Genomic DNA, 22,662 nt, shown 5'->3' with positions numbered 1-22,662 from the left:
CAGTGCCTGGAATTTTGTCTCGCTAGCCTGTACATCAAGAGGACCACTTGCAGAATATTCTGCAACTGGTTGTCTTCACTCAGTTTTTTATACTGAACCCGTTGACAAGAAGATTTAACAAGCTATTACTTATGTCATTAATTAACTCAGCTCAGGAGGGAACAGATGAAACGAAGGGACTTCATCAAATTGGCAGGACTAGGTGCAGCTTCCATGATGATTCCCCGGCCTCTTTTTGCCATGGGGGACACCACCGGAGGAAACCTCGATCCACGTACTGCAGGAGGATTTTTAAACCCGTTGCGCCTTCCCGGGCAGCAGGGCGGCATCCTTGGGTACCTTCAGCCTCACCAGAAATTCACAATCCGCGCCACGACTGCACAGGCGCCGGTTCTCCCCGGAAAATCTTCCAATCTTCTCGTTTATGGAGTAACCGACGGCTGCACCAACTATGTTAATCCGATCCTGAGAGTCAGGAAAGGGGACAGAATAGCTCCGCTTCTTAAGAATGATCTGAATGAAGATACCATAATTCACTGGCATGGACTCATTGTCGACTCGAAGAACGACGGTATCCCATCGGATGCGATCAAGGGGGGCGAGAGCTACCAATACGACTTTACCGTCCAAAACCGGGGCGGGACCTACTGGTACCACCCGCATCCCTATCAGCTCACCTCTGCCCAGGCGTATCTCGGCATGGCAAGCTTCTTCATCGTGGAGGACAAGGACGAGATGCGGCTGCGGCACGCACTCGACCTGGAACCCGGCGTGACGGACATACCGCTCGTCCTCCAGGACAAGCGTTTCGACGCTGACGGGAACATCGTCTACAACCCCAGCGAGTCCGAGTGGTTCATGGGCTTCCTCGGCGACACAATACTCGCGAACCTGACGGTAAAGCCGTACTTGGACGTAGCCTCCCGTATATACCGTTTCCGGTTGCTCAACGGATCAAATTCGAGGATATACCGCCTCGCCTTCACCACCATGGAAGGAAAACAAGAGTTCCACCTGATAGGGACCGACGGGGGGCTCCTCGACCGGCCTCAGGCAATCAACGAGCTCTTCCTTGCTCCAGGGGAGCGGGCTGACGTGCTCCTCGACCTATCCGATTTCAGCCCGGGCGAATCGCTTTTCCTGAAGAGCCTTTCCTTTGATCCGATGGACAACGAAGGAATGGCTGACGGCATGGGAACGGAGCCGATGACCGGGCTCGCCAACGGCGAAGAGTTTTACATCCTCAAATTGAACGTGAAACGCTGGCACCAAGGGCATGGGGGCCGGATCCCGAAGAAACTCTCAGTGCTGGAGCCCATCGATGTCTCCGGCGCCATGATGCGACCCATCACGCTGGCTCAGGCGGGCATGGGCGTAATGAAGTGGGCCATCAACGGCGAGATGTTCGACCTCAACAACATCTCTTTTTCCGTTGAGCGCAACAGTGTCGAGATCTGGGAGATCATGAACGAGATGATGAGCATGCCGCACCCGATGCACATCCACGGCTTCCAGTTCCAGGTCATTGACAGGCTGAACAGCCCACAGCAGGCTGCAAGCCTGGCGGTGGACGACGGGAGGCTTCCTACCGACATTGGCTGGAAGGACACTGTCCTTATCTGGCCCGGCGAAACCGTTCGCATAGCCATCGATTTCTCCACTAATGCCCCCGGACAGCAGAAATACGTTTTCCACTGCCACAATCTGGAACATGAAGATGAGGGGATGATGATCAATTACACAGTCATCTAGCGGTTTCAAGACGCGTGTAAACTCGGGAGGGGCGTCTCGCCGCCCCTCTTCATCTTCTCAAAGAAAGGGAACATTACGGAGTGGAAGTCGTCGCAGGCGGCATTTCACCATCGGCATCTGTAAGCCGCTCTCGAAGACGCACCCATTCTTCGGGATCTATCTGCTGGAAGACATCGACCACCGCAGGGTCAAAATGTTTGCCGCTGTTTGCGGCAATATCCGCTGCCGCCTCCCCATACCGCAAAGGAACACGATACGGCCGTTCCGAGGTCAGAGCGTCAAAGACATCGGCGACCATGAATAGCCTTGCTCCCAATGGGATATCTTCACCTTTGAGCCCTCTGGGATAGCCACTGCCATCAAAACGTTCATGGTGCGTATATACTATTTCTGCGGGCTGTCGCAGAAAGTCGATCCGCTGCAGCAGCTTGAAGCCTTCCTCCGGATGCCTGCGCATCTCTTTCCACTCCTCTTTACTAAGCTGGGACGGCTTCAACAGGATATGGTCGGGAACTGCGATCTTGCCCACATCGTGAAGAAGTGCACCGATCCCTATCACTTTTTTTTCTGCTTCTGAAACGCCGAATCGATCTGCCATAAGAAGTGTGTATTCCTTGACACGTTGAGAATGGAGCCTGGTATTCCGCTCCCTCAGGTCGAGAGCCGATACGAGAGCCATGAGGGTCTCTTCGTTTGCTTGTGCAATACCAACAAGAAGTTTCTTCTGGCGTTCGAACAGGTATCCCGGGACAAGCCCTACCACCCAGAAACTCGCAAGTTCCCCTAGCTGGTTCGCCTGCTCCATATAATTTTGCGGCCAGTCGAGAAATGCATGGATAGTGAAAAGAATGCTTACCGCTGATGTGACGACAAATGCTCCTCTCAGGCCGAACCAAGCCCCAGCCATTACAGGCGGGAGGAAATACAGCTTGCGCAGGACAATGTGGACCTGATGGTTCCAGTGCGGTTCGGTGGGAACTAGGAAGTGCAGCCCCGATATCACAGCCACCGAAATGCCCAGACCAACGATCCTGAAAGTTTTTCCGTTCAGCCCTGTCTTATTTTCCATGTACGCGCCTCTTTGAGGCCTTGCGTTAAGCTGGTTCAACCCAAATTGCTAGTGGACTGAGCAACTTGTACATGGGTCGAAAGAGTGGATAATACGCAAGAGCTCAATGGGTTGGTTCATATCTTCCACATAGGTGCCAACCAGTGCCTGCTCAATGGGTCCCGGAACACCGTTGTCGTCACGGGGCGACGCATTCCAGCAGGTGGGAGTAATTATCTGGTAGCGGGAAATCATCCCTCCGGAAGAACATTCCATCCAATGCCCCAATGCGCCCCGTGGGGCCTCGGTAAGTCCGACTCCGGTTCCGGATGGAGGAAGCGCGAGATCCGTGTAGGAAACCGCATCGGGAACCAGAGCATGAACCCACAGCGGAAGGCGTTCCGCAAGCAGTTTCGTCTCCTCCGCCCTTGCCAGGATCCGATCCATGGCGGAACAGCCACCCCGGTAGTAGCCATTGACCGTCATTCTGGCCAAGGGACCCGTTTCGTAGGGCCTCCCGCGGTGCCGCGGCGCCTTCAACCAAGTATAGCCGGGGGATCTTCCATACGATGGTGTTGTCTCACCATGACTGGGATGAAGTCCGGTAGGGCTTGAGTAGTATGCATACCGCACGAATTCCCTTATATCGTGCAAGCTCAGCGACTCCCTCTCCATGGCGGTAAACAACCCCTGGCGGAAGACCGCCTCTCCATGCGGCAGATCGAATGCGGAAAAGCAGAGAAGATTCCCGATTCCTTTTCCGATCCTGAAGTAGTCGGCATAGACCTGGGAAAGGAGATGTGCGTCGGGATAATACTTGTTGAGGACGAAGTCCATAATGGCCGGAAGATATCCCTTGATAGCATGAATCTGCTCATGTGAGGGCGCCTGAGTCACACCTCCCGGAACAATGCTCATGACATGCGGCATCCGCCCGGCCAGGATTGCCACTACCTCCTGAGCTTGCCGACGTATTTTCAGCGCTTCGACGTAGTTGTTCACGAGCTTTTCGGTCTGGTCCGCGCTGAATCGCATGTCACGATTGTATGCAGGCCGCAGCGGAGCGATGTCCGGGGGGCAAATGTAGTCGAGAAGGTTCAGGTGATAGAAGTGCAGGATGTGGTCGGAGATGAAATATGCGCTTTGAATAATCGCCCTTATCAGGAGTGCCTGATGGTCTGGGACGAACCCTGCCATCCGCTCCGCTGCCTTGGTGGCTGTTATGGCGTGTGAAATGGGGCAGACGCCGCAGATTCTCTGAGTTATATGTACGGCGTCCCACGGCTTTCTTCCCTTAAGGATGTTCTCGAAATCCCGATACAGGTTCCCCGTCATGTACGACTTTTGCACTTTCTTGTTGTCGTTGAGGTCCACCTTTACCTTGAGATGGCCCTCTATCCTCGTCACGGGATCGATCGTGATAATGCTGCCCATTGAATTCTCCTTAGATTTTTAGTGTTGGTGTTCAGGCTGAGGTTCCGGCGTAACAGGCGGCTCACTGATCACTTGAGGGGCAGCGGCACCGGCACCTGCATAGCAGGCGCACTGCTCGTTTGACGGGCAGTCGGCACAGAGCGCAGCGTTTGCGCAGTCCGGACACTTCTCCTCATTGCTGCAGTCCGCGCAGACGGAACAGTTGGAACAATCCACGCAGTCGGTACAGCTCCCGAGATTGGCGCACTTGGAGCAGTCAACGCAGGTGCTGCACTGCTCGCAGGTAACGCAGCAGGGCATGATTTCCTCAAGCTTGCCGTAGAAAGGGGTGCTGGGGAAATTCGGGGACGAGCAGCCGATGCAGAGACTGTTGGTCTTGTCGATGCACCAGTTGACGCCATTGTTCCACTTCAGATTGGGGCAGGTGAAACTGGTGTGGGGACCTTTGCAGCCGACATGCTCGTAACAGCCGAAGACGCCGATCTGGCTAACCATGGGAGTGGTAAGACGCGGACAGATATGGTGTACCGTGGTTCCATAATAGTCGGCAGGTCGTCCCCATGAGTCCAGCGGCGGCATCCCGGAAGTCAGCAGACGGACAAGCGTTCCCACAAGAACGATCGGATTGACGGGACAGGCCGGCAGATTGATCACCGGGCTGGTTGTGCTTCCCTGAAGCACCTCTGCAAGTCTCCGCACTCCGGTATATTCAGACGGCTTCACGACTCCGCCGAATGATGCGCAGGTACCGACCGCCAGCACATATTTCGCCTTGCACCCTAACTCCATAACGGCATCGAGCATCGTCCAGGGCTCGCCGTTCCTCTCGCCGATAATCGAATAACGCCCATCGATGCTCGTGGGAATGCCCCCCTCGACGCATAGGATGAATTCCCCGTCATGGGCTTCGGCTGCACCGGTCAGCGTAGCAATGGCCGGTTCACCGGCTGCTGTCATGAGATTGGGGTGGTATTCAAGACTGATTGTATTGAAGAGGATGTCATCAATCGCCGGCGCCGTCGAGTTCAACAGCGAAATACTGCACCCGGTGCAAACGGCCCCCTGGAGCCAGATAACGGGAGGCGCGGTGCCGCTTGCAAACACCTCCCGGAGCCTGAAAAGATCGACGCCGGTTAGGCCGAGTGAAGCGGCTGCCGTTGCCAGTTTGAGGAATGTGCGACGGGAAATGATCATTAGTCTCTCCTTTACCTGATTTTGGTGCAGCTACATCAACGACAGCCAACAAGTTCGCGGCTAAGGGACAAAGTCAGGTATACATGCTACATCTTTTATGCCGTTCTAATTAAGGGCAGAATTACCTGTTTTTACTTGCGCAGAAGGAGACAATTAATAAAAAGTTAAAGAATAACAGCCACCCTATGCAGAATATTCACCTTCAAAGAAAAGACTAAAACCACTCACGTGACTGTAAAAGCAGCGACGAATATCCTGCAAAGGATGTAGCTTTTTCTCCAGCCAAATCAGATCCCAACAAACCTCACACGTCCCCAGTCAGGGGTTGGAAGCTTTGGCACCTTAGTTGCTGTAGGTTTACCGGACGGAATCGAGCATCTTTTCTAACGGATCAGTTACACAAACTTAGGTCTACATCAGCTTATGCTACCATCCCCAGAATAATATGCTGTAGGTATCCTGCCGAGACTAACAAACAGTAGAGCCAGCATCACGAGATCCTCATGCATGAATTGTCAATAGTACAGAGCGTCGTCGATATATGCGAAAACAGCGTCGGCGGGTGCCCCGTCACCTCTGTTACAATGGAAATAGGCGAGCTTTCGGGTGTAATCCCGGAAGCGATTGAGTTCTGTTTTGATGCCTGCGTTAAAGGAACCCTGCTGGAAGGGGCTAAGCTAGTGATTCACCGGATTCCCGCCGCAGGGGCATGCTACCAATGCAATACTGTCTTCTCTATGCATACCTGTTACGACCCGTGCCCGGCTTGCGGCAGTCATCTGGTCACGATGACCGTCGGCGAAGAGCTGAGGGTGAAAGAACTGGAGGTTTCCTGAATGTGCATCACATGCGGCTGTTCTGCCGATCACTCCCATCATGACCATTCCCGTGATCATCATTATGATGATGGCCCCAACAGCCATTTTCATCATCACAATGACGGCAGCAAGAATGAAACGAAGCGCCTCTCGATCCAGACCGATGTTCTGGCGAAGAATGACCTGTTCGCCCGCAGAAACCGCAGAAGGTTCTCAGATCACGGCATGTTCGTGCTGAATCTGGTGAGTTCGCCCGGATCGGGAAAGACGACTCTCCTGGAGAGAACGCTAAACGACCTGCGCGTGAGGTTCCGCTCCGCTGTCATCGAAGGGGATCAGCAGACGGATCACGATGCAGTCCGTATAGCAGCAACTGGAGCGCCCGTACGACAGATCAACACCGGTGCCGGCTGTCACCTTGACGCTCATATGGTTTCCCACGCAGTAGATGAATTGAGTATTGACGGTCTTGATCTGCTTTTTATCGAGAATGTGGGAAATCTGGTTTGTCCTGCTTCATTCGACCTGGGGGAGCAGCACAAGGTGGCGGTTCTGAGCGTAACAGAGGGAGAGGACAAGCCGCTCAAATACCCTCATATGTTCCGGGCCGCCGACGTGATGCTCATAAACAAGGTTGATCTGGCTCCACACGTGATGTTCGATATCCGTAAATGCCGTGAGATGGCGTGGCGTGTAAATCCACGGATACTGATTTTCGAGGTCTCGGCTCTAACCGGCACAGGGATCGAGGCCTGGTACCGGTGGATCGCGGCAGGGGTTGCGGCGGCAAAGTCCGCTGAGCCGTTAGATTGTTCAGGAAGTCAAATGTACGATAACAGGAAATAAATCGCAGGCGTTCCATGAAGCGGGTAAGAATTGAAATAGAGGGTATCGTTCAAGGCGTCGTTTCGGCCTTTCATCTACAAGTTGGCCGCACGCCACGGTATCAATGGTTGGGTCCGCAACACTCCAGGCGGTGTCGAACTTGAAGCGGAAGGAAGCTGTGCCGCCGTCGATAAATTTTGCTTCGAGGTGGAGCCGCACGCTCCACCCCTTGCAGTCATAGCTCGCGTTAAAAAAGCAGAGCTTCCTGTGAATGGAGATGATTCCTTTCTTATTCTCTCCAGCGGTGGAGGAGAGAGCAACACGCACATCAGCCCGGACTGCGATGTCTGCCCCGACTGCCTGCATGAATTGTTCGATCCGGCGAACCGCAGATACCGTTATCCCTTCATCAACTGCACCAACTGCGGCCCGCGCTACTCGATTATAACCGGGACGCCCTATGACCGGGCACTAACCACCATGTCTGATTTCGACTTGTGCGATGACTGCCTGGCCGAGTACTACAATCCGGCTGATCGAAGATTTCATGCCCAACCCAATGCGTGTCCGACGTGCGGACCTCGGTTGAGGCTGCTCGACGCATCCGGTCGTGAAACCGGAAGGTGTGGTGATGCGTCCGTGACGGCAACTATAGGTCTTCTACGTGAGGGGAAGATAGTCGCGGTCAAGGGGATTGGCGGCTACCATCTGGCTGTGGATGCCTGCAACGAAGAAGCCGTATTGGAGCTGCGGCGGCGAAAGAGACGTGATGAAAAACCTTTCGCCCTGATGTCAGCCGGCCTTGCGGAAGTAAGCAGCTACGCGGTATGCGGAAAAATCGAGCAGCAGCTTCTTTCCGGAACGGAACGACCTGTCGTTCTTCTGAAAAAAAGAGAAGCAAACGTTATCGCCCGAATGGTTGCACCGGCTAACGATTACTTCGGAGTGATGCTGCCATCCACACCGCTACACCACCTGCTTCTGCGGGAAAACTTCACAGCCCTCGTCATGACCAGCGGCAATGTAAGCGATGAACCGATTGCCTATGCCGAGGAAGATGCCGTTGCTCGCTTGGCAGGAATCGCCGATTTTTTCCTGACTAATGACCGGCGGATCCATACCGCTACCGACGATTCCGTCATTCGGGTATTTCAGGGAGGACCGCTTTTCCTGCGGCGCTCCAGAGGCTTCGCTCCCCGCGGCATACAAATCCCAGCAGTTCAGCGAACTGTTTTAGCCACAGGTGCCGAACTCAAGGCCACTTCATGCATCACCCGCGGCAATACAGCCTTTCTGAGCCAGCATATCGGAGATTTGAAGAATGTGTCCGTACAACGATTCCTAGAGGAAACCGCTTCCCACCTACGGCACGTCCTGGATGTGGAGCCGGAGATCGTCGCACATGATCTTCATCCTGATTATTACTCAACCACCTTTGCAGCTCAGATGGGGCTTCCGACCGTGGGGGTCCAGCACCATCATGCCCATCTGGCTTCATGTCTGGCGGAAAACCGGGTCGAGGAGCAAGCCATAGGCGTCATTTTCGACGGCACCGGCTATGGGCCAGACGGGACCATCTGGGGGGGAGAATTCCTGCTCGGGGACTGCCGTTCCTACCGTCGCATCGGCCACTTCAGTCAAGTCCCGATGCCCGGTGGAGATGCCGCTGTAAAGGAGCCTTACCGCATGGCCCTCGCCTATTGCCGTGCCTGTTACGGTGACAAAGCTTTTGAGCTGCCCCTGCCCTTCCTGGAGGCGCTCGGCCAGAGTAACAAGAAGACACTGGCTCGCATGATGGATAGCGGGATAAATTCACCGTCCACGTCCAGCTGCGGCAGAATGTTCGATGCCGTAGCGGCAATCATCGGCCTCAGGAACAGGGTCTCATATGAAGGGCAGGCCGCTTTGGAACTGGAAGCGCTCGCGGAGCGCTGTCAGAAAAAGGATGCCCTACCCTTCCAGATCGTGCGAAAAAATGAAATGCTGGTAGCGGACTGCACACCGACCATGGCTGCCGTTGTCGAGGGCATGCTGGCGGGACAACCTCCCCCCTTGCTTGCCCGCTCTTTCCACGATACGATCGTGGCCGCGTCTGCCGATATGTGCGGCAAGATCCGCGAGGATACGGGGGTAAACCGAGTTGTCTTGTCGGGAGGTGTCTTCCAGAACAGGCTCCTTACTGAAGGCTTGTTCCATGCACTTCAACAAAGGGGCTACGATGTATTTGTCCACCGGCTTGTTCCTCCCAATGACGGAGGGCTTGCCCTCGGCCAAGCGGTAGTGGCCGGCCGCATGGCTGTTTAAGCGAACCCGAGAAGGAGACAGGATAATGTGTGTAGGTGTCCCCATGAGGATTATCGGCATTGAAGGCACAAATGCAGTGGCGGAAATAGATGGAGTCAGACGGGAAGCGAGCCTGATGCTCATGGATGAAGAGGTCGGGGGGGGGGATTTTATAGTCGTCCATGCGGGGTTTGCCATATCCCGCCTGGATGAAGAAGATGCCCTGCAGACCCTGGAACTGATGCGCGAGCTCTTCCGGCCGGAGGATATGCTATGAACTATCTTGATCAGTTTCGGGACAAAGCCACCGTTCTTGGGTTGGCGGCAAGGATCCGGGAGGCCGTGTCGGGAAGGGAGAAGCCGATGGCCTTCATGGAGGTTTGCGGCACCCACACCATGTCCATCTATCAATACGGGATTCGCAGCCTGCTCCCCGCCCAGGTCCGCCTCATTTCCGGACCGGGCTGTCCCGTCTGCGTAACTCCCATCGGGTATGTGGACAAGGCTGTTGCATACAGCCGTCTGCCGCGAACCATAGTAGCCAGCTTCGGCGACATGCTTCGGGTTCCCGGCTCCAGTTCGTCGCTGATAGAAGAGCGCGCCCGTGGTGCAGACATCCGCATTGTTTATTCTCCGCTCGATGCCGTCAAGCTGGCGCAGCACAACCCAAACCTCCGGGTGGTATTTCTCGGAGTGGGTTTCGAGACAACCGCATCTCCCATTGCGGGGAGCATTCTGGCAGCTGATCAGCTGGGGCTGGATAATTACTTCGTGCTCGCAAACAACAAGACGATTCCCTATGCGATGGAAGTTCTCACTTCGGATCCGGAACTTGGAATCGACGGTTATATATGCCCTGCCCATGTCAGCGCCATTATCGGTGCGGATGCGTACCGAGCCCTTGCGGAAGAACACCATGTGCCGTGTGTCGTGACCGGTTTCGAGCCGACGGACATAATGCAGGGAGTGGAAATGCTGGCGCGCCAAGTAATGGAAGGGCGCTGCGAGGTGGAAATCCAATACAGCCGCGTGGTGAAGCGGGAAGGAAACCGGAGAGCCCAGGAGGTCCTGGCACAGGTTTTCACCGTCTGCGACGCCGCATGGCGCGGGCTGGGCGTCATTCCCGGAAGCGGGCTGGCAATTGCGGAACGATACAGAGCCTTTGACGCGGAAGTCTCTATACCAGTCACGGTCGAAGAGCCGCAGGAGCCGCTGGCCTGCTTATGCGGGGAAATTCTCAAAGGGAAGGCATCTCCTCCCCAGTGTCCGCTCTTTGGTGCCGCGTGTACACCTGAATCTCCCGTCGGAGCGTGCATGGTATCCTCGGAGGGGACCTGTGCGGCAGTCTTCAAATACGGGCTTTAGGCGGAACTATAACCACGCGAGGCAACGCTGACAGCCCGGACTATTCCGCCTGCTTTGTTGACATCGAGTTTCTCTGCTCTGAACCCCCTATTGTGCTTTCTTCCTGAATTTATGAGAGATGGCGGTTCGGTGGAGCGGAGATACCGGGGCCGGTCGCCGGAACGGCTGTCCCCCCACTTGCGGCGTAAACCGCCGCTGAGATCGACCCGTCAAGCCCGCAAAGACAGACGCACGCAGCGGAAGCGACCTTTCATCGCTCACGCAATTACATCTACTATAAACAAGGAGATTGCACTTGGATAAAGACCTCATCCTACTTGGCCATGGCAGCGGCGGGAAACTTTCCCACCAGTTGCTGTCCGGTCTGATCATTCCCGTACTATCGGGCAAGTCACCTGACGAGCAGAACGATGCCGCACTTGTCTCACATGGAGGAAGGCGATTCGCCTTTACCACCGACTCTTATGTTGTTGACCCGATCTTCTTTCCGGGCGGCAACATAGGCGAGCTGGCGGTATATGGCACTGTCAACGATCTGGCCATGGTGGGCGCCCGCCCGCTATGCCTGAGCGTGGGACTGATAATCGAAGAGGGGTTCAGCCGAGGCGACCTAACCATTATTCTGAAGGCAATGCGGCAAGCGGCAGACCAAGCCGGGGTAACAATCGTAACCGGGGATACCAAGGTCGTCCCCCGAGGCAAGGCGGATAAGATATTTATAAATACTTCAGGCGTAGGCGTTTACGACTATGATTATCGGATCGACGGTAGCCGCGCCCAGCAGGGGGACAGAATCATAATCAACGGCACCATCGGGGACCACGGGATTGCCGTGCTGGCTTCACGGGAGGGGCTGGAACTGGAAACGGAAATTACCAGTGACTGCGCCCCTCTCAACGGGCTGGTTGAAGAGCTTCTGAAAGAAGGGGGGGAGGCTGTCCATGTGTTACGCGATCCGACCCGAGGAGGAGTTGCGACAACCATCAAGGAAATAGCCGTTCAGTCCGAGGTAACGGTAATGCTTGAAGAAGCGGCTCTGCCGATGGGAAAAGCAGTCAAGGGAGCCTGTTCATTGCTGGGGCTGGACCCGCTCTACGTGGCGAATGAAGGCAAGCTTTTACTTTTTGTAGCTCCGGATGCTGTCGACCGGGTGCTGGCCCGCATGCGTAAGCACCCTCTCGGGAAGAACAGTGCGATTATCGGTGAAGTAACCGGAACCGGCGGCGGAAAAGTACAGCTGCAAACCTCCATCGGAGGAATCCGGGCGGTTGAGATGCTGGCAGGTGAACAACTGCCGCGGATTTGCTGAATTTGGAGATTACTCCGTCAGTAGTCCAGCAGCAACTGGCAGCCATTTTTAATATCTGCCGAGCCCCCAGGCAGCAAACGACCAGCACCGCATGCCATGCTTTTTCATAGTGTAAGAGCTTTATTACTGAACAAGTTGAGCCGCTCCGAAAAATGTACATCAACTGTCGGCTGGAGCTATTTCAGCAGCTCTAGCGCCTTCATTTCCATACTCATCGCAGCCTTCGAGGCTGTAACGTTTGCCTCGTAAGCCCTCGTTGCAGCCATCATGTCAGCCATCTCCTCCACAACGTTTACATTGGGATATGCCACATACCCTTTCGGGTCCGCATCGGGATGCGTAGGATCGTACTGCATCCGCGGAGGGTTTTGATCTTCGACAATTTCCATTACCTCAACCTTCTGCGGCTCTCTTCCTCTTGCACGCCCCATAGCTTCCGCGAACGAACCGGGCGCAGATACGGCTGCAAACACCGCGTCCTTGCGCTTATATGGTCCTCCTTCGGCAGTGCGAGTTGAATTTGCATTGGCGAGGTTGTTGGAAATCAGGTTCATTCTCCTTCTCTCTGCCGTTAAAGCTGAAGCGCTAATTTCCATTGCGTTGAATGAGTCCATGTCTTAGACCTCGCTTTCGTCATTTTTGCACCGCTCGAAGCTTCCATTACTCAAGCGTTTCAATCTCCATGCCGAGAGCAGGACTTTTCAGATCTCTTTTAAAATTCAAGGCATAGCCATGATGCCAATCGAAGCGGCGATTAATATCCTGAGGAATATTAAGCAGGTGTGTCAGATTATCGCCTCAATACTCACGCATTTCTCTAAATCCCCCGCAAGGATGCCTGAGTATAAAAGCCTCTGCCACAGAAACGTCCCCTGAACGGCAAGGTGCCGGTGTTTGCTCATCGTAGCGGAGAATATACTGCTATTGATGTAGTTTTTTCTTCACATACCAGCATCCGACATTCTACACAACTAGCTGTTTTTACTTATGTTTTATTCTGGCACAACGTTTGCTCAAGTTGATTCAAAACCAATCCCGGAGGTAACAGTGATACACAAGGTTCTCTATCTCACAACTCTATGCCTTATTCTTGGTATGCCTGCTTTGGCACTGGCAATGGAACAGAGCTTCACGCAAAACGATCTGAAAGCTACGGTCAAGCTATCGCCGGACGAACTGACGGCAGAAAGCAAGGTGAACCTTGCACTGAAGCTTGAAAAGGACGGGCAGCCGGTTACCGACAGAAAAGTAACCCTTGAAGTGTACGAGAAGGACAAAGCTGAACCGGTGCTGAAACGAGAGGTTGATGTTCTGGAAGATGAATACATCGATTCGTGGAGCTTTGAAAAAACCGGTGACTATAAGGTTGTAGCGACCGTCGCCGATCCACAGCAGCATGCCGAAGCTATCCGTTACGAGGTCAATGCTACGGTCGGAGAAGCAAAACCCTCGGGACACGAGGGCCACGGCTTCTTCTCCCATCATTTCGGTGGCGGCAAATGGGGCTGGTGGGGAGGAGGGTTGATGCTCCTCATGATGATACCGATGATGCTGATAGCTCTGTAAAAAGCACGACAGGAACGGCTGAGATGGACATCGCCAGAGACCCCGTCTGCGGCGAACTGATCGACTGGCGGAAAGCGAACGGGATCCTTTCATACCGTGGAAGTTTCTACTACTTCTGCTGTTACGAATGCCTGGAGAAGTTCCGGATTGCTCCTGCACGTTACGCCGCTCTAGGAACATGAAGTTTGGCGCACTTCTGTTTTACCCTCCTTCTTGGAGTGCGCCGTTTTTTATAAAGTAACGAGCTGATGCAAAGGCTTATTATCAAATAGGGAGTGGCCATGAAAAACGTTTGCAGGATGCTCATACTGGCAGGGATCGTTTCCCTGCTGTCGGGCTGTGTGGTATTAGATTTTCTGGACGGAAAATACGCGGGTCCAGCGGATAGACACGATGAGTATCGTCGTTATGGTAACGGATCAAGCACGGGGTACAAAGGCAGGTCCGGCAGCAACGGCGGACACTCACACTAACGCACGAGAACAACAGGAGGTAGCGCCATGGAAGAAAGAATTATCAATTCCCTTCAGAAGATGCTGTTTTGGAAATTTCTCGCCTTGTCCGCAGTAATGCTCACCCTGACGATGGGGAAGCCGACAATATCTGCCGCCCATAAGGGAACGGAAAAAATCTGCTCCATCATCATGAGTTCTGAAGAGTGCCTTAAGCATTGCTAAGGTGCAGTCAGTCAGCACTAAATGAATACGAGGATCGAATAATGTCGAAGATCTACAAGAATATGACTGACCTCATCGGGAAGACACCGATGTTGAAGCTTTCCGAGATAACACGGGGGTTGGAAGCGGACATTATCGGAAAGTTGGAGTCGTTCAATCCGGGCGGCAGCGTCAAGGACCGCATCGGATTCTCCATGATCAAGGATGCGGAAGCACGTGGCCTCATCCACCGGGACACGGTAATCATCGAGCCGACAAGCGGGAACACGGGAATTGCCCTCGCATATATATGCGCCGCCAAAGGATACCGCCTTATCCTCACCATGCCAGAGACCATGAGCATGGAGCGGAGAAATCTACTGAAAGCCTACGGTGCTGAACTTGTGCTGACCCCTGGAACAGAAGGGATGAAGGGTGCCGTAAGAAGAGCGGAAGAACTGGCGGCGGAAACGCCCGGGTCTTTTATTCCACAGCAGTTCAAGAACCCCGCAAACCCCCATATCCACCGGTTTACGACAGCCGAAGAGATCTGGAAGGACACAGACGGCAAAGTGGACATCCTCGTGGCAGGTGTGGGAACAGGCGGGACCATAACCGGCGTAGGCGAGGTTCTTAAAAAGAGGAAGCCCTCGGTCAGGGTTGTTGCGGTCGAACCCCTGGATTCCCCGGTTCTCTCCGGTGGTGAACCGGGAGCCCACAAAATCCAGGGCATAGGTGCCGGTTTCGTGCCTGAGATCCTCAACCGTAAGGTGATCGACGAGATCTTTCAGGTATCCAACGAGGAAGCAATCGACACTGCCCGCAGACTAGCGCGGGAGGAAGGGTTGCTGGTCGGCATATCCTCCGGCGCAGCAGCATTCGCAGCCATGGAAATAGCCGTGAGGAGGGAGAACCACGGGAAGATGATCGTGGTTATCCTTCCCGACACGGGAGAGCGGTATTTGAGTACGGTTCTTTTTCAGGGGCTGTAGCGCTTGCGGTCAGGGACGCTCATTTTCCTCATCGCCGTGATGCTTTTGGCTCTGCCGCTCTCCGCCGGAGCCGACCTCGATTTGCCGGTTACCACAGGAGTCGTTACCTCCAGGGTAGGATGGCGTATCGATCCCTTCGGCAGCGGTAGACCTGTTTACCACCGCGGCATAGACATCGCAGTGCCGACAGGAACCCCCGTCCGAGCCACTAGGGGCGGGCGGGTGGTTTTCGCCGGCACCCACGGCGGCCACGGAACCACCGTCATTCTCGAACATGCTAACGGCAACCGGACCCTTTACGGGCATAATTCTTCCTTCAACGTCCGGCTGGGAGAGCATGTAGAAGCGGGCACCGTGATAGCCCTGTCGGGTAATTCCGGCAGGTCGACCGGCCCCCACATCCACTACGAGACAATGCCCTATGGCCAAGTTGCGACGACTGCAAGCATTGAAAAACGAGCCGAACGCGAGTTTGCCGCTGCTGATCTTAGATATCAGCAGGAGCAGAGGCTGGAAGAGACAGTGAACTCCATACTGAAGAAAATAAGCAACTCCGCAACCAGCAACGTAAACGGACAGGGAGGGTAACCTGTCATTAAAGCTCCCCGCAGCACCGTTGGGAGCTTTTTCACATTTACGGCTCCTCTCGTCGCCCTTCCCTTCTCTCCATTTCCTGCCTAATCACGAGCACATTTCTCTCAATGCGTACTGGCCCTAGCTTTGATGAGCAGCCAGTCTGACACCTTAATGAAAGTAGATCATGATTCATATACATGGAAATCTATGAATATAACTAATTAGAAGACGAAAAGCATATCGCCTCGCCACTCATAATTTTATTATTGCTCATCTACTCCTCCCTGCTACATATTCAGTTCTGCCCCTGGTAAACAAGACCTCGTGAGACGCTGCGCACGAGGTCTTGTTGCGTCCAGCCACTTTCGCCATGACCACCGAATCGTCAGTAATGAAATTCGGGTCCGTAGTAAAATGAGAAAAACTGGTTAAAATAAGTACGGATGTCGTGAGGCCGGTTGTGACGGCACCTGGAGATTTCGCCGGGCAACACAGGAGTGTAGCAGTGAACGAGAATGTGCAGGATGTTACGAGAAGGAAATTTCTCCGTGGGTTCGTTGCAATTGGGACCGTTACGGCCTTCGGCAGGATGTTGCCGCCGACGCCTGTCTTCGCCGCAACCACCTCCATGGTTCCGAAACCGGCGTCCGGCCCCGGCCGATACGACATTTCGGTTCACCAGTTCAAACTCCGGGTCGACGGAGAATGGGGAAACGCGGTAGCGATGAACGCATCGGTTCCGGGGCCGCTTCTCCGCTTTCGCGAAGGTGAGGAGGCGGTGATCCGCGTCACCAACATGATGCCTGACCAGCCGACCTCCGTTCACTGGCACGGCATCCTCCTTCCCCACGAAATGGACGGCGTTCCCGGCGTCAGCTTCGCCGGCATCGCACCGGGAGAAACATTCACTTACCGCTTCACCCTCAAGCAGAGCGGGACCTACTGGTACCACAGCCACAGCGCCTTCCAGGAACAGTCCGGGCAGTACGGGCCCTTGATCATCGATCCCCGCGAGCCGGAACCGTTCGAATTCGACAGGGAATATGTCGTCATGCTCTCCGATTGGACGTTTGAAAAACCGGAAGAGGTCTACAGGAACCTCAAAAAGGAAGGCGGCTACTACAACTACCAGAAGAGGACCATGGGAGACTTCATCCGGGACGCAGGCCGCAACGGATTTTGGGATACCGTCAAGGACCGTCTCGAATGGGGAAAGATGCAGATGGACCCCACCGACCTCCAGGATGTGACCGGCGCCACCTACACGTATCTGATAAACGGTCTTTCCTCACGGGCCAACTGGACCGGGTTATTCCGGCCGGGAGAAAAGGTGCGGCTCCGCTTCATCAACGCATCTGCAGCGAGCATCATGGACATCCGCATACCGGGCCTTCCCCTGACGGTCGTGCTGGCGGACGGCCAGTACGTGGAGCCGGTGACGGTGGAGGAGTTCCGCATCGCGGTTGCGGAAACCTATGACGTGATCGTCGAGCCGAAGGATGATCGTGCCTACACCATCTTTGCCGAATCAATGGACCGCAGCGGATACGCCCGCGGTACTCTCGCGCCGCGGGAGGGGGTGGCTGTGTCGATCCCGGAGCGCCGCAAACGGCCGGTTCTGACGATGGCGGACATGGGAATGGTTCACAACGGCGGCATGGACCGTGGAGGTATGAAGATGCCCGGTGATGGAGAAGCCGTCCACGGCGCGGCTCACGACGCGCACGGCTTTTCCCCCAAAGGGGGGAGGGCCGGCGCCGTAATGCACGGCCCTGATCGCCACGGTCCCGGCAACGCCATGGTCGCCATGATGTCGAGAAGCCGCCTCGACGAGCCGGGAACGGGGCTGGAGAACATGCAGTGGCGGGTCCTGACGTACAGCGACCTGCGGGCACTCAAACCATTCTACGACACACGTGAGCCCGAACGGGAAATCGAACTCCACCTTACCGGGAACATGGAGCGGTTCATCTGGTCGATCAACGGGAAGAAGTATTCCGACGACCCTACCCCCATACGCTTTCGGTACGGGGAGAGGCTGCGCGTCACCTTCGTGAACGACACGATGATGGAGCATCCCATGCATCTGCACGGCATGTGGATGATCCTGGACAACGGCAACGGCCCGCTAAACCCCCTCAAGCACACCATCAACGTAAAGGCAGCCGAGAGGCTCTCCTTCCTCGTCACAGCCGACGCCCCCGGTGACTGGGCTTTCCACTGCCATATCCTCTACCACATGGAAGCGGGAATGTTCAGAGTGGTCTCGGTATCGCAACCGGCGCAGGGGGTGGGGGAATGAGGCGGAAATCATTTCGTCAGCTTCTTCGGCTGGTGCCGCTCCTGGTCCTAGCGACGACGTGGGGAGAAGCCCGCGCCGGTGAGGGGTGGCCCTCCCCCGTCCATGACAGCCCCGTCATCGGGTACCTTCTCACCGACCTCCTGGAGTATCAGAGGGATTCCGATGGGGGGGACAGGGTCCGGTGGGACATCTTCGGCTGGGTCGGCGGGGACTATAACCGCATCTGGCTCAAAACCGAAGGGACCCATGATCTTAGCGGCAGGCCGGCGGGAGAGACAGACGCGCAGGTTCTCTACGGCAGGCTCATCTCCCCCTTCTGGGACTTTCAGGTCGGCGCGAGACAGGAGTGGAAGTACGGTCCCGGCCCCGACCGGACCCGGACATTCGCCGTCATTGGGTTCCAGGGAGTTGCCCCCTACTGGTTCGAGGTCGAGCCCTCCCTGTTCATAAGCGAGGAAGGGGACATCTCCGCCCGGATCACCGCCGAATACGATCTGCTCCTGACGCAGCGGCTGATCCTTCAGCCGCGGGTGGAGACGGAGCTTGCCGTGCAGAAAGTCGAGAAATTCGGTGTGGGGAGCGGAATGAGCAACATCGAGATGGGCCTTCGTCTGCGCTACGAAATGGAGAGGGAGTTCGCTCCCTACATCGGCATCACGTGGCGCCGCGATTTGGGCGAAACGGCGAACATTACCCGCCGGGAGGGTGGAGAGCCGGAAGAGCTCTCCCTGGCGGCAGGGGTCCGAATCTGGTTCTGAAGAGTTCAAGGGTATACTTGTCGTACTTTGAAACTTCAGCAAAGGGAGGCAGCTATGCGAAAGGGATTTCAAGGGTTGAAGAACGCAGGTATCGCGATTGCTCTATGCATTTCACTTACCGGCTGCGGAGGGGGAGACGGCTCTGGACCCACGGTTTCCGGGGTTGCGGCGACCGGTGCGCCCGTGAGCGGCACCGCATTTCTCAAGGACGCAGCCGGCAGCCCGGAAATGACCACGAGCATAAATGCCCGGAACGGTGTGTTCTCCTTCGACGTCAGCGGGAAGACCCCGCCGTTCCTGCTCCGGGCAGGCTCCCTCTATTCCATGAGCGGAGGTCCCGGCACCGCCAACATCAATCCGCTGACGAACCTCATCGTGGCCGACATGGGAGGCTTCAGCAACATGTCTTCCCTCAACACGTTTTACCGGAACCCGGACAGGACCAGGATGAACACCATGTTCGGCAACATGAGCACGTCGAGGACGCGGCTTCACCAGACGATGGAGCCCCTGATGAGCGCTTACGGCGTCGCCGGCGCCGATCCCGTCAAAGGGCAGTTCACCATCGGCCAGGGGATGGACAGGATGTTTGACGATGTGAAAATGGGAATCGATCAGAATGGCAACGTAACCATGATGTATGTCAACGGTACCCAAGTCTATTCAGGTACGATGGTAAACATCTCTGGCGGGACCATGATGTCCGGAAACATCATGACTCCAGGCGCTCCGGCAACCAGCGGTGTAACGATTACCCCCGCCTCGGCGAAAGTGCAGGTAGGCGGCACGCAGCAGTTCACCGCAACCGTTCCGGTGACCTGGTCTGTTGTCAGCACAAACGGCGGAACTATTTCAGAGGGTGGTCTCTATACGGCTCCGGCTCGCCAAGGGATGTACCTAATCAAGGGGACCAGCACTTCCGACCCGACAAAATCAGCAACGGCCACTGTCATGGTTGGAAGCACCGGAATGATGATGTGATGTGAAGATTGCGTGGCCTTCACCCGCAGGGTCACGCAATTCTATAGCTTAGGCGCTGCACAGCGCCCGGCAGCTTTACCGGCGGCCTTTTCCCTGATGTCCATATCGAGGTAGCTTGCTTTAAGGGCTTCGTCGAAGGAGAACCTCTTCCCGCCAAAAGCTTTCACAAAGTCATCAGCGCTCTTCTCGCTCCTGAAGGCAAGCATTACCTTGCTCCCCCAACATTCCACAGTGTCCTAACGTACCCACCACCTTTATCGGCCTCTAGTACTTCTTGTCATTATAGTCGGCCGCCAGGATCTCCCGTTCATCATCCTCTTTGATCCAATATTGTAACTCCTTTCAAAGGTTCAGTCTTCTCAGCCGCAAAGCATTCCCAATGACTGATACCGAACTGAAGGTCATCGCAGCGCTCGCGATCATCGGGCTCAGCAGCAGACCGAAGATAGGGTAAAGCACGCCGGCAGCGATCGGCACTCCGAGCACGTTGTAGACGAAGGCAAAGAAAAGGTTCTGGCGGATATTTCTCATCGTGGCCATGCTTAAGCGACGAGCTCGCGCTATGCCACGGAGATCACCCTTTACGAGCGTTATCCCGGCGCTTTCCATCGCGACGTCGGCGCCGGTCCCCATTGCTATGCCGACATGAGCCTTGGCCAGAGCCGGTGCGTCATTGATTCCGTCTCCTGCCATTGCGACCGTTCGTCCCGTCTCCTGAAGGCGCTGCACTTCCTTGCTCTTCTCGTCGGGCAGTACCTCTGCGACGACTTCGTCTATTCCTAGTTCGGCGGCGACGGCGTGAGCTGTGATTCTGTTGTCGCCGGTGAGCATCACAATCCGGACACCTTCCTGGTGGAGAAGAGCAATAGCCTCGGGTGTCGATCCCTTGTTCGGGTCTGCGACTCCGATTATTCCCGCAACGCTTTCGTCAATTGCGACTAGCATCACTGTCTGTCCATCACGTCTGAGCTCTTCTGTTCGACCGAAAACTGATCCCAATCCGATTCCCTTCTCTCTGAGAAGGGCTGCATTGCCGAAGACGACGTCACGGCCATCTACAATCCCAGTGACTCCTTTACCAGGAATGGTCGAGAAGTCAGATGCCTCTGAGAGAGCGAGTCTTCTCTCTCCAGCACCTTTGACGATTGCTGTTGCCAATGGATGTTCACTCCCCCGTTCAAGGCTTGCTGCCAGGCGCAGCACTTCCGCTTCATTAAACCCAGGCTCGACCGTCACCGATACTAGCCGCGGTTTCCCCTCCGTAAGCGTGCCAGTCTTGTCCACAACAAGCGTATCCACCTTCTCCAGCACTTCGAGCGCCTCCGCATCCCGGATCAGAACTCCCGCAAGCGCCCCGCGTCCCGTACCAACCATGATGGACATAGGGGTTGCAAGGCCGAGGGCGCATGGACAGGCTATAATCAGAACAGCGACTGCATTGACCAGTGCATACGCCATCGCCGGTTCGGGGCCAACGATACTCCAGACAATGAAGGTGATGACGGCACAGGCAATTACTGCCGGAACGAACCACGAAGCGACGACATCGGCCAGACGCTGGATAGGGGCGCGGCTCCGTTGCGCTTCGGACACCATTTTGACTATACGTGCAAGCAGCGTCTCGCTGCCGACCCGGTCGGCCTGCATGATGAAGCTGCCGTTCCCGTTTACTGTTCCTCCAGTAATGCGTGCCCCAGGAGGTTTCTCAACAGGCATCGGTTCACCTGTAATCATCGATTCGTCTACCGAGCTGAACCCTTCCTGCACGACACCATCCACCGGGACCTTTTCTCCCGGACGAACCCTAAGGACATCTCCCGGAAGTATCCTTTCGAGGGGAACCTCCTCTTCGTTTCCGTTGACCAATCGCTTCGCCGTCCGGGGAGCCATTTGCAACAAGCCTCTGATGGCACTACCGGTTCTGCTTCGCGCCCGCAGCTCGAGCACCTGGCCCAGGAGCACCAGAACGGTAATAACCGCAGCGGCTTCAAAGTAAACCGCAATCTGTCCATTGTGGCCTCGGAAGGAAGATGGAAACACCTGAGGGACTATAGTGGCGATTACACTGTAGACGTAAGCGGTGCCGGTACCAATAGCTATCAAGGTGAACATGTTGAGGCTGCGATTGACAATGGACTGCCACCCGCGGGCGAAGAAAGGCCAGCCTCCCCACAATACCACCGGTGTTGCCAGAAGCATCTGCACGATACCGGCTGTGCGCCCATCTATTGCAGGATGCAGAGATCTAGCGAAAACCATCTCTCCCATCGTGATGAGTAAGATTGGGAGAGCGAATACCAGGCTAACCCGGAACCGCCGGGTCATGTCCTCCAGCTCCGGATTGGGAGGCTCCTCAGCCATAACAGTATTAGGCTCCAGGGCCATTCCACAGATGGGGCAGGAACCAGGCTGTGCCTGTACAACCTGTGGATGCATAGGACACGTGTATTCCACTCCCGGCTGAACCACGGGTTGGGCAGGTTCTAGCGCCATTCCGCACTTCGGACATGCACTTGGTCCAGGGTTCCGCACCTCCGGGTGCATCGAGCAGGTAAACTCGCTGGCATGATGGGACTGGGGGCCTTCATTTTTCCAAAGAAAGCTCTCCGGAGTAGCAGCGAACTTGTCGAGGCAACCCTTGCTGCAAAAGTAAAGGACCTCACCGGAATACTCGAAGAAACCTGCGGATGCTTCCGGAGTTACTGTCATGCCACAGACAGGATCGATCTTGCCCACTTTACTTTCTTTTGGCTTCTCCACGGCACACCAGATCCTTTCATTTCACTGCCTCAAGATTTTTGAC

At 55.4% G+C, this 22,662-nt stretch carries 21 protein-coding genes; 15 read left to right on the top strand and 6 right to left on the bottom strand.

Annotated features, from left to right (window positions below; all coding sequences use genetic code 11):
• The first annotated feature begins 165 nt into the window (after positions 1 to 165).
• A complete protein-coding gene (locus CFB04_RS03880; RefSeq protein ID WP_088534054.1) occupies positions 166 to 1,752 on the top strand; it encodes a multicopper oxidase family protein in 1,587 nt (528 codons plus the stop codon).
• 73 nt (positions 1,753 to 1,825) lie between these two features.
• Here the strand turns inward: CFB04_RS03880 and CFB04_RS03875 are convergent, their stop codons facing one another.
• The 3 genes from CFB04_RS03875 to CFB04_RS03865 are packed head-to-tail and all read right to left on the bottom strand — an operon-like array spanning position 1,826 to position 5,428.
• A complete protein-coding gene (locus tag CFB04_RS03875; RefSeq protein ID WP_088534053.1) occupies positions 1,826 to 2,821 on the bottom strand; it encodes an HD-GYP domain-containing protein in 996 nt (331 codons plus the stop codon).
• A gap of 48 nt (positions 2,822 to 2,869) precedes the next feature.
• Positions 2,870 to 4,234: a nickel-dependent hydrogenase large subunit gene (locus CFB04_RS03870; RefSeq protein ID WP_088534052.1), complete on the bottom strand. Its 1,365-nt coding sequence runs from the start codon at positions 4,232 to 4,234 to the stop codon at positions 2,870 to 2,872.
• An 18-nt stretch (positions 4,235 to 4,252) separates the two neighbouring features.
• Entirely contained in the window at positions 4,253 to 5,428 is a 1,176-nt protein-coding gene (locus CFB04_RS03865) for a hydrogenase small subunit (protein ID WP_088534051.1), read from the bottom strand.
• Between the two features lie 503 nt (positions 5,429 to 5,931).
• Between CFB04_RS03865 and hypA the strand changes: the two genes are divergently transcribed.
• The 6 genes from hypA (at position 5,932) to hypE (ending at position 12,028) form a co-directional block, all read left to right on the top strand.
• Positions 5,932 to 6,264, top strand: a complete 333-nt coding sequence (gene hypA, locus CFB04_RS03860; protein ID WP_088534050.1) for a hydrogenase maturation nickel metallochaperone HypA — start codon at positions 5,932 to 5,934, stop codon at positions 6,262 to 6,264.
• On the top strand, positions 6,265 to 7,092 hold the full coding sequence (gene hypB, locus CFB04_RS03855; RefSeq protein ID WP_088534049.1) for a hydrogenase nickel incorporation protein HypB: 828 nt from the start codon (positions 6,265 to 6,267) through the stop codon (positions 7,090 to 7,092).
• An 81-nt stretch (positions 7,093 to 7,173) separates the two neighbouring features.
• On the top strand, positions 7,174 to 9,375 hold the full coding sequence (gene hypF / locus CFB04_RS03850) for a carbamoyltransferase HypF (protein WP_369833214.1): 2,202 nt from the start codon (positions 7,174 to 7,176) through the stop codon (positions 9,373 to 9,375).
• 25 nt (positions 9,376 to 9,400) lie between these two features.
• A complete protein-coding gene (locus CFB04_RS03845; RefSeq protein ID WP_088534048.1) occupies positions 9,401 to 9,631 on the top strand; it encodes a HypC/HybG/HupF family hydrogenase formation chaperone in 231 nt (76 codons plus the stop codon).
• A complete protein-coding gene (hypD, locus tag CFB04_RS03840; protein ID WP_088534047.1) occupies positions 9,628 to 10,719 on the top strand; it encodes a hydrogenase formation protein HypD in 1,092 nt (363 codons plus the stop codon). The genes CFB04_RS03845 and hypD overlap by 4 nt, the downstream gene beginning before the upstream one ends.
• A 295-nt stretch (positions 10,720 to 11,014) precedes the next feature.
• Positions 11,015 to 12,028, top strand: coding sequence for a hydrogenase expression/formation protein HypE (gene hypE, locus CFB04_RS03835; RefSeq protein ID WP_088534046.1), 1,014 nt, complete (start codon positions 11,015 to 11,017; stop codon positions 12,026 to 12,028).
• Between the two features lie 176 nt (positions 12,029 to 12,204).
• On the opposite strand, the gene flgC is transcribed toward hypE, so the two are convergent.
• A complete protein-coding gene (flgC, locus tag CFB04_RS03830) occupies positions 12,205 to 12,642 on the bottom strand; it encodes a flagellar basal body rod protein FlgC (RefSeq protein WP_088534045.1) in 438 nt (145 codons plus the stop codon).
• Positions 12,643 to 13,075: 433 nt separating this feature from the next.
• On the opposite strand from flgC, the gene CFB04_RS03825 reads away from it, so the two are divergent.
• The 8 genes from CFB04_RS03825 to CFB04_RS03795 all read left to right on the top strand — a co-directional run bounded on the left by CFB04_RS03825 (position 13,076) and on the right by CFB04_RS03795 (position 19,859).
• On the top strand, positions 13,076 to 13,594 hold the full coding sequence (locus CFB04_RS03825) for a hypothetical protein (protein WP_231934360.1): 519 nt from the start codon (positions 13,076 to 13,078) through the stop codon (positions 13,592 to 13,594).
• Between the two features lie 23 nt (positions 13,595 to 13,617).
• Positions 13,618 to 13,776 carry a YHS domain-containing protein gene (locus CFB04_RS17805; protein WP_157698709.1) on the top strand — a complete coding sequence of 53 codons (159 nt, stop codon included), beginning with the start codon at positions 13,618 to 13,620 and terminating at the stop codon, positions 13,774 to 13,776.
• Between the two features lie 318 nt (positions 13,777 to 14,094).
• On the top strand, positions 14,095 to 14,271 hold the full coding sequence (locus tag CFB04_RS17800; protein ID WP_157698708.1) for a hypothetical protein: 177 nt from the start codon (positions 14,095 to 14,097) through the stop codon (positions 14,269 to 14,271).
• A gap of 41 nt (positions 14,272 to 14,312) precedes the next feature.
• Positions 14,313 to 15,242, top strand: a complete 930-nt coding sequence (cysK, locus tag CFB04_RS03815) for a cysteine synthase A (RefSeq protein ID WP_088534043.1) — start codon at positions 14,313 to 14,315, stop codon at positions 15,240 to 15,242.
• Between the two features lie 3 nt (positions 15,243 to 15,245).
• Positions 15,246 to 15,830, top strand: a complete 585-nt coding sequence (locus CFB04_RS03810; RefSeq protein WP_369833212.1) for a M23 family metallopeptidase — start codon at positions 15,246 to 15,248, stop codon at positions 15,828 to 15,830.
• A gap of 493 nt (positions 15,831 to 16,323) precedes the next feature.
• Complete coding sequence (locus CFB04_RS03805; protein ID WP_197692561.1) at positions 16,324 to 18,120, top strand: copper resistance system multicopper oxidase; 1,797 nt, start codon at positions 16,324 to 16,326, stop codon at positions 18,118 to 18,120.
• Complete coding sequence (locus CFB04_RS03800; RefSeq protein WP_088534042.1) at positions 18,117 to 18,878, top strand: copper resistance protein B; 762 nt, start codon at positions 18,117 to 18,119, stop codon at positions 18,876 to 18,878. The genes CFB04_RS03805 and CFB04_RS03800 overlap by 4 nt, the downstream gene beginning before the upstream one ends.
• 54 nt (positions 18,879 to 18,932) lie before the next feature.
• A complete protein-coding gene (locus tag CFB04_RS03795; protein WP_088534041.1) occupies positions 18,933 to 19,859 on the top strand; it encodes a hypothetical protein in 927 nt (308 codons plus the stop codon).
• A 41-nt stretch (positions 19,860 to 19,900) separates the two neighbouring features.
• Here CFB04_RS03795 and CFB04_RS17795 read toward each other — a convergent pair whose 3' ends face one another.
• A complete protein-coding gene (locus tag CFB04_RS17795; RefSeq protein ID WP_157698707.1) occupies positions 19,901 to 20,065 on the bottom strand; it encodes a hypothetical protein in 165 nt (54 codons plus the stop codon).
• A 136-nt stretch (positions 20,066 to 20,201) separates the two neighbouring features.
• Positions 20,202 to 22,619, bottom strand: a complete 2,418-nt coding sequence (locus tag CFB04_RS03790) for a heavy metal translocating P-type ATPase (protein ID WP_197692559.1) — start codon at positions 22,617 to 22,619, stop codon at positions 20,202 to 20,204.
• Positions 22,620 to 22,662 lie beyond the last annotated feature (43 nt).

This window comes from Geobacter sp. DSM 9736, assembly GCF_900187405.1.
In the GTDB taxonomy this organism is placed as follows: Bacteria; Desulfobacterota; Desulfuromonadia; order Geobacterales; family Geobacteraceae; genus DSM-9736.
Note: the sequence above shows the minus strand (reverse complement) of the source record. Positions and strands in the feature narration are given on the sequence as shown.

Coding starts and splice junctions, on each gene's coding strand:
- CFB04_RS17795 (WP_157698707.1), bottom strand. CDS start 20,065: ATGCTTGCCTTCAGGAGCGAGAAGAGCGCTGATGACTTTGTGAAAGCT.
- CFB04_RS03795 (WP_088534041.1), top strand. CDS start 18,933: ATGCGAAAGGGATTTCAAGGGTTGAAGAACGCAGGTATCGCGATTGCT.
- hypD (WP_088534047.1), top strand. CDS start 9,628: ATGAACTATCTTGATCAGTTTCGGGACAAAGCCACCGTTCTTGGGTTG.
- CFB04_RS03870 (WP_088534052.1), bottom strand. CDS start 4,234: ATGGGCAGCATTATCACGATCGATCCCGTGACGAGGATAGAGGGCCAT.
- CFB04_RS03865 (WP_088534051.1), bottom strand. CDS start 5,428: ATGATCATTTCCCGTCGCACATTCCTCAAACTGGCAACGGCAGCCGCT.
- CFB04_RS17800 (WP_157698708.1), top strand. CDS start 14,095: ATGGAAGAAAGAATTATCAATTCCCTTCAGAAGATGCTGTTTTGGAAA.
- CFB04_RS03845 (WP_088534048.1), top strand. CDS start 9,401: ATGTGTGTAGGTGTCCCCATGAGGATTATCGGCATTGAAGGCACAAAT.
- hypB (WP_088534049.1), top strand. CDS start 6,265: ATGTGCATCACATGCGGCTGTTCTGCCGATCACTCCCATCATGACCAT.
- cysK (WP_088534043.1), top strand. CDS start 14,313: ATGTCGAAGATCTACAAGAATATGACTGACCTCATCGGGAAGACACCG.
- flgC (WP_088534045.1), bottom strand. CDS start 12,642: ATGGACTCATTCAACGCAATGGAAATTAGCGCTTCAGCTTTAACGGCA.
- CFB04_RS03800 (WP_088534042.1), top strand. CDS start 18,117: ATGAGGCGGAAATCATTTCGTCAGCTTCTTCGGCTGGTGCCGCTCCTG.
- hypA (WP_088534050.1), top strand. CDS start 5,932: ATGCATGAATTGTCAATAGTACAGAGCGTCGTCGATATATGCGAAAAC.
- CFB04_RS03875 (WP_088534053.1), bottom strand. CDS start 2,821: ATGGAAAATAAGACAGGGCTGAACGGAAAAACTTTCAGGATCGTTGGT.
- CFB04_RS03880 (WP_088534054.1), top strand. CDS start 166: ATGAAACGAAGGGACTTCATCAAATTGGCAGGACTAGGTGCAGCTTCC.
- CFB04_RS17805 (WP_157698709.1), top strand. CDS start 13,618: ATGGACATCGCCAGAGACCCCGTCTGCGGCGAACTGATCGACTGGCGG.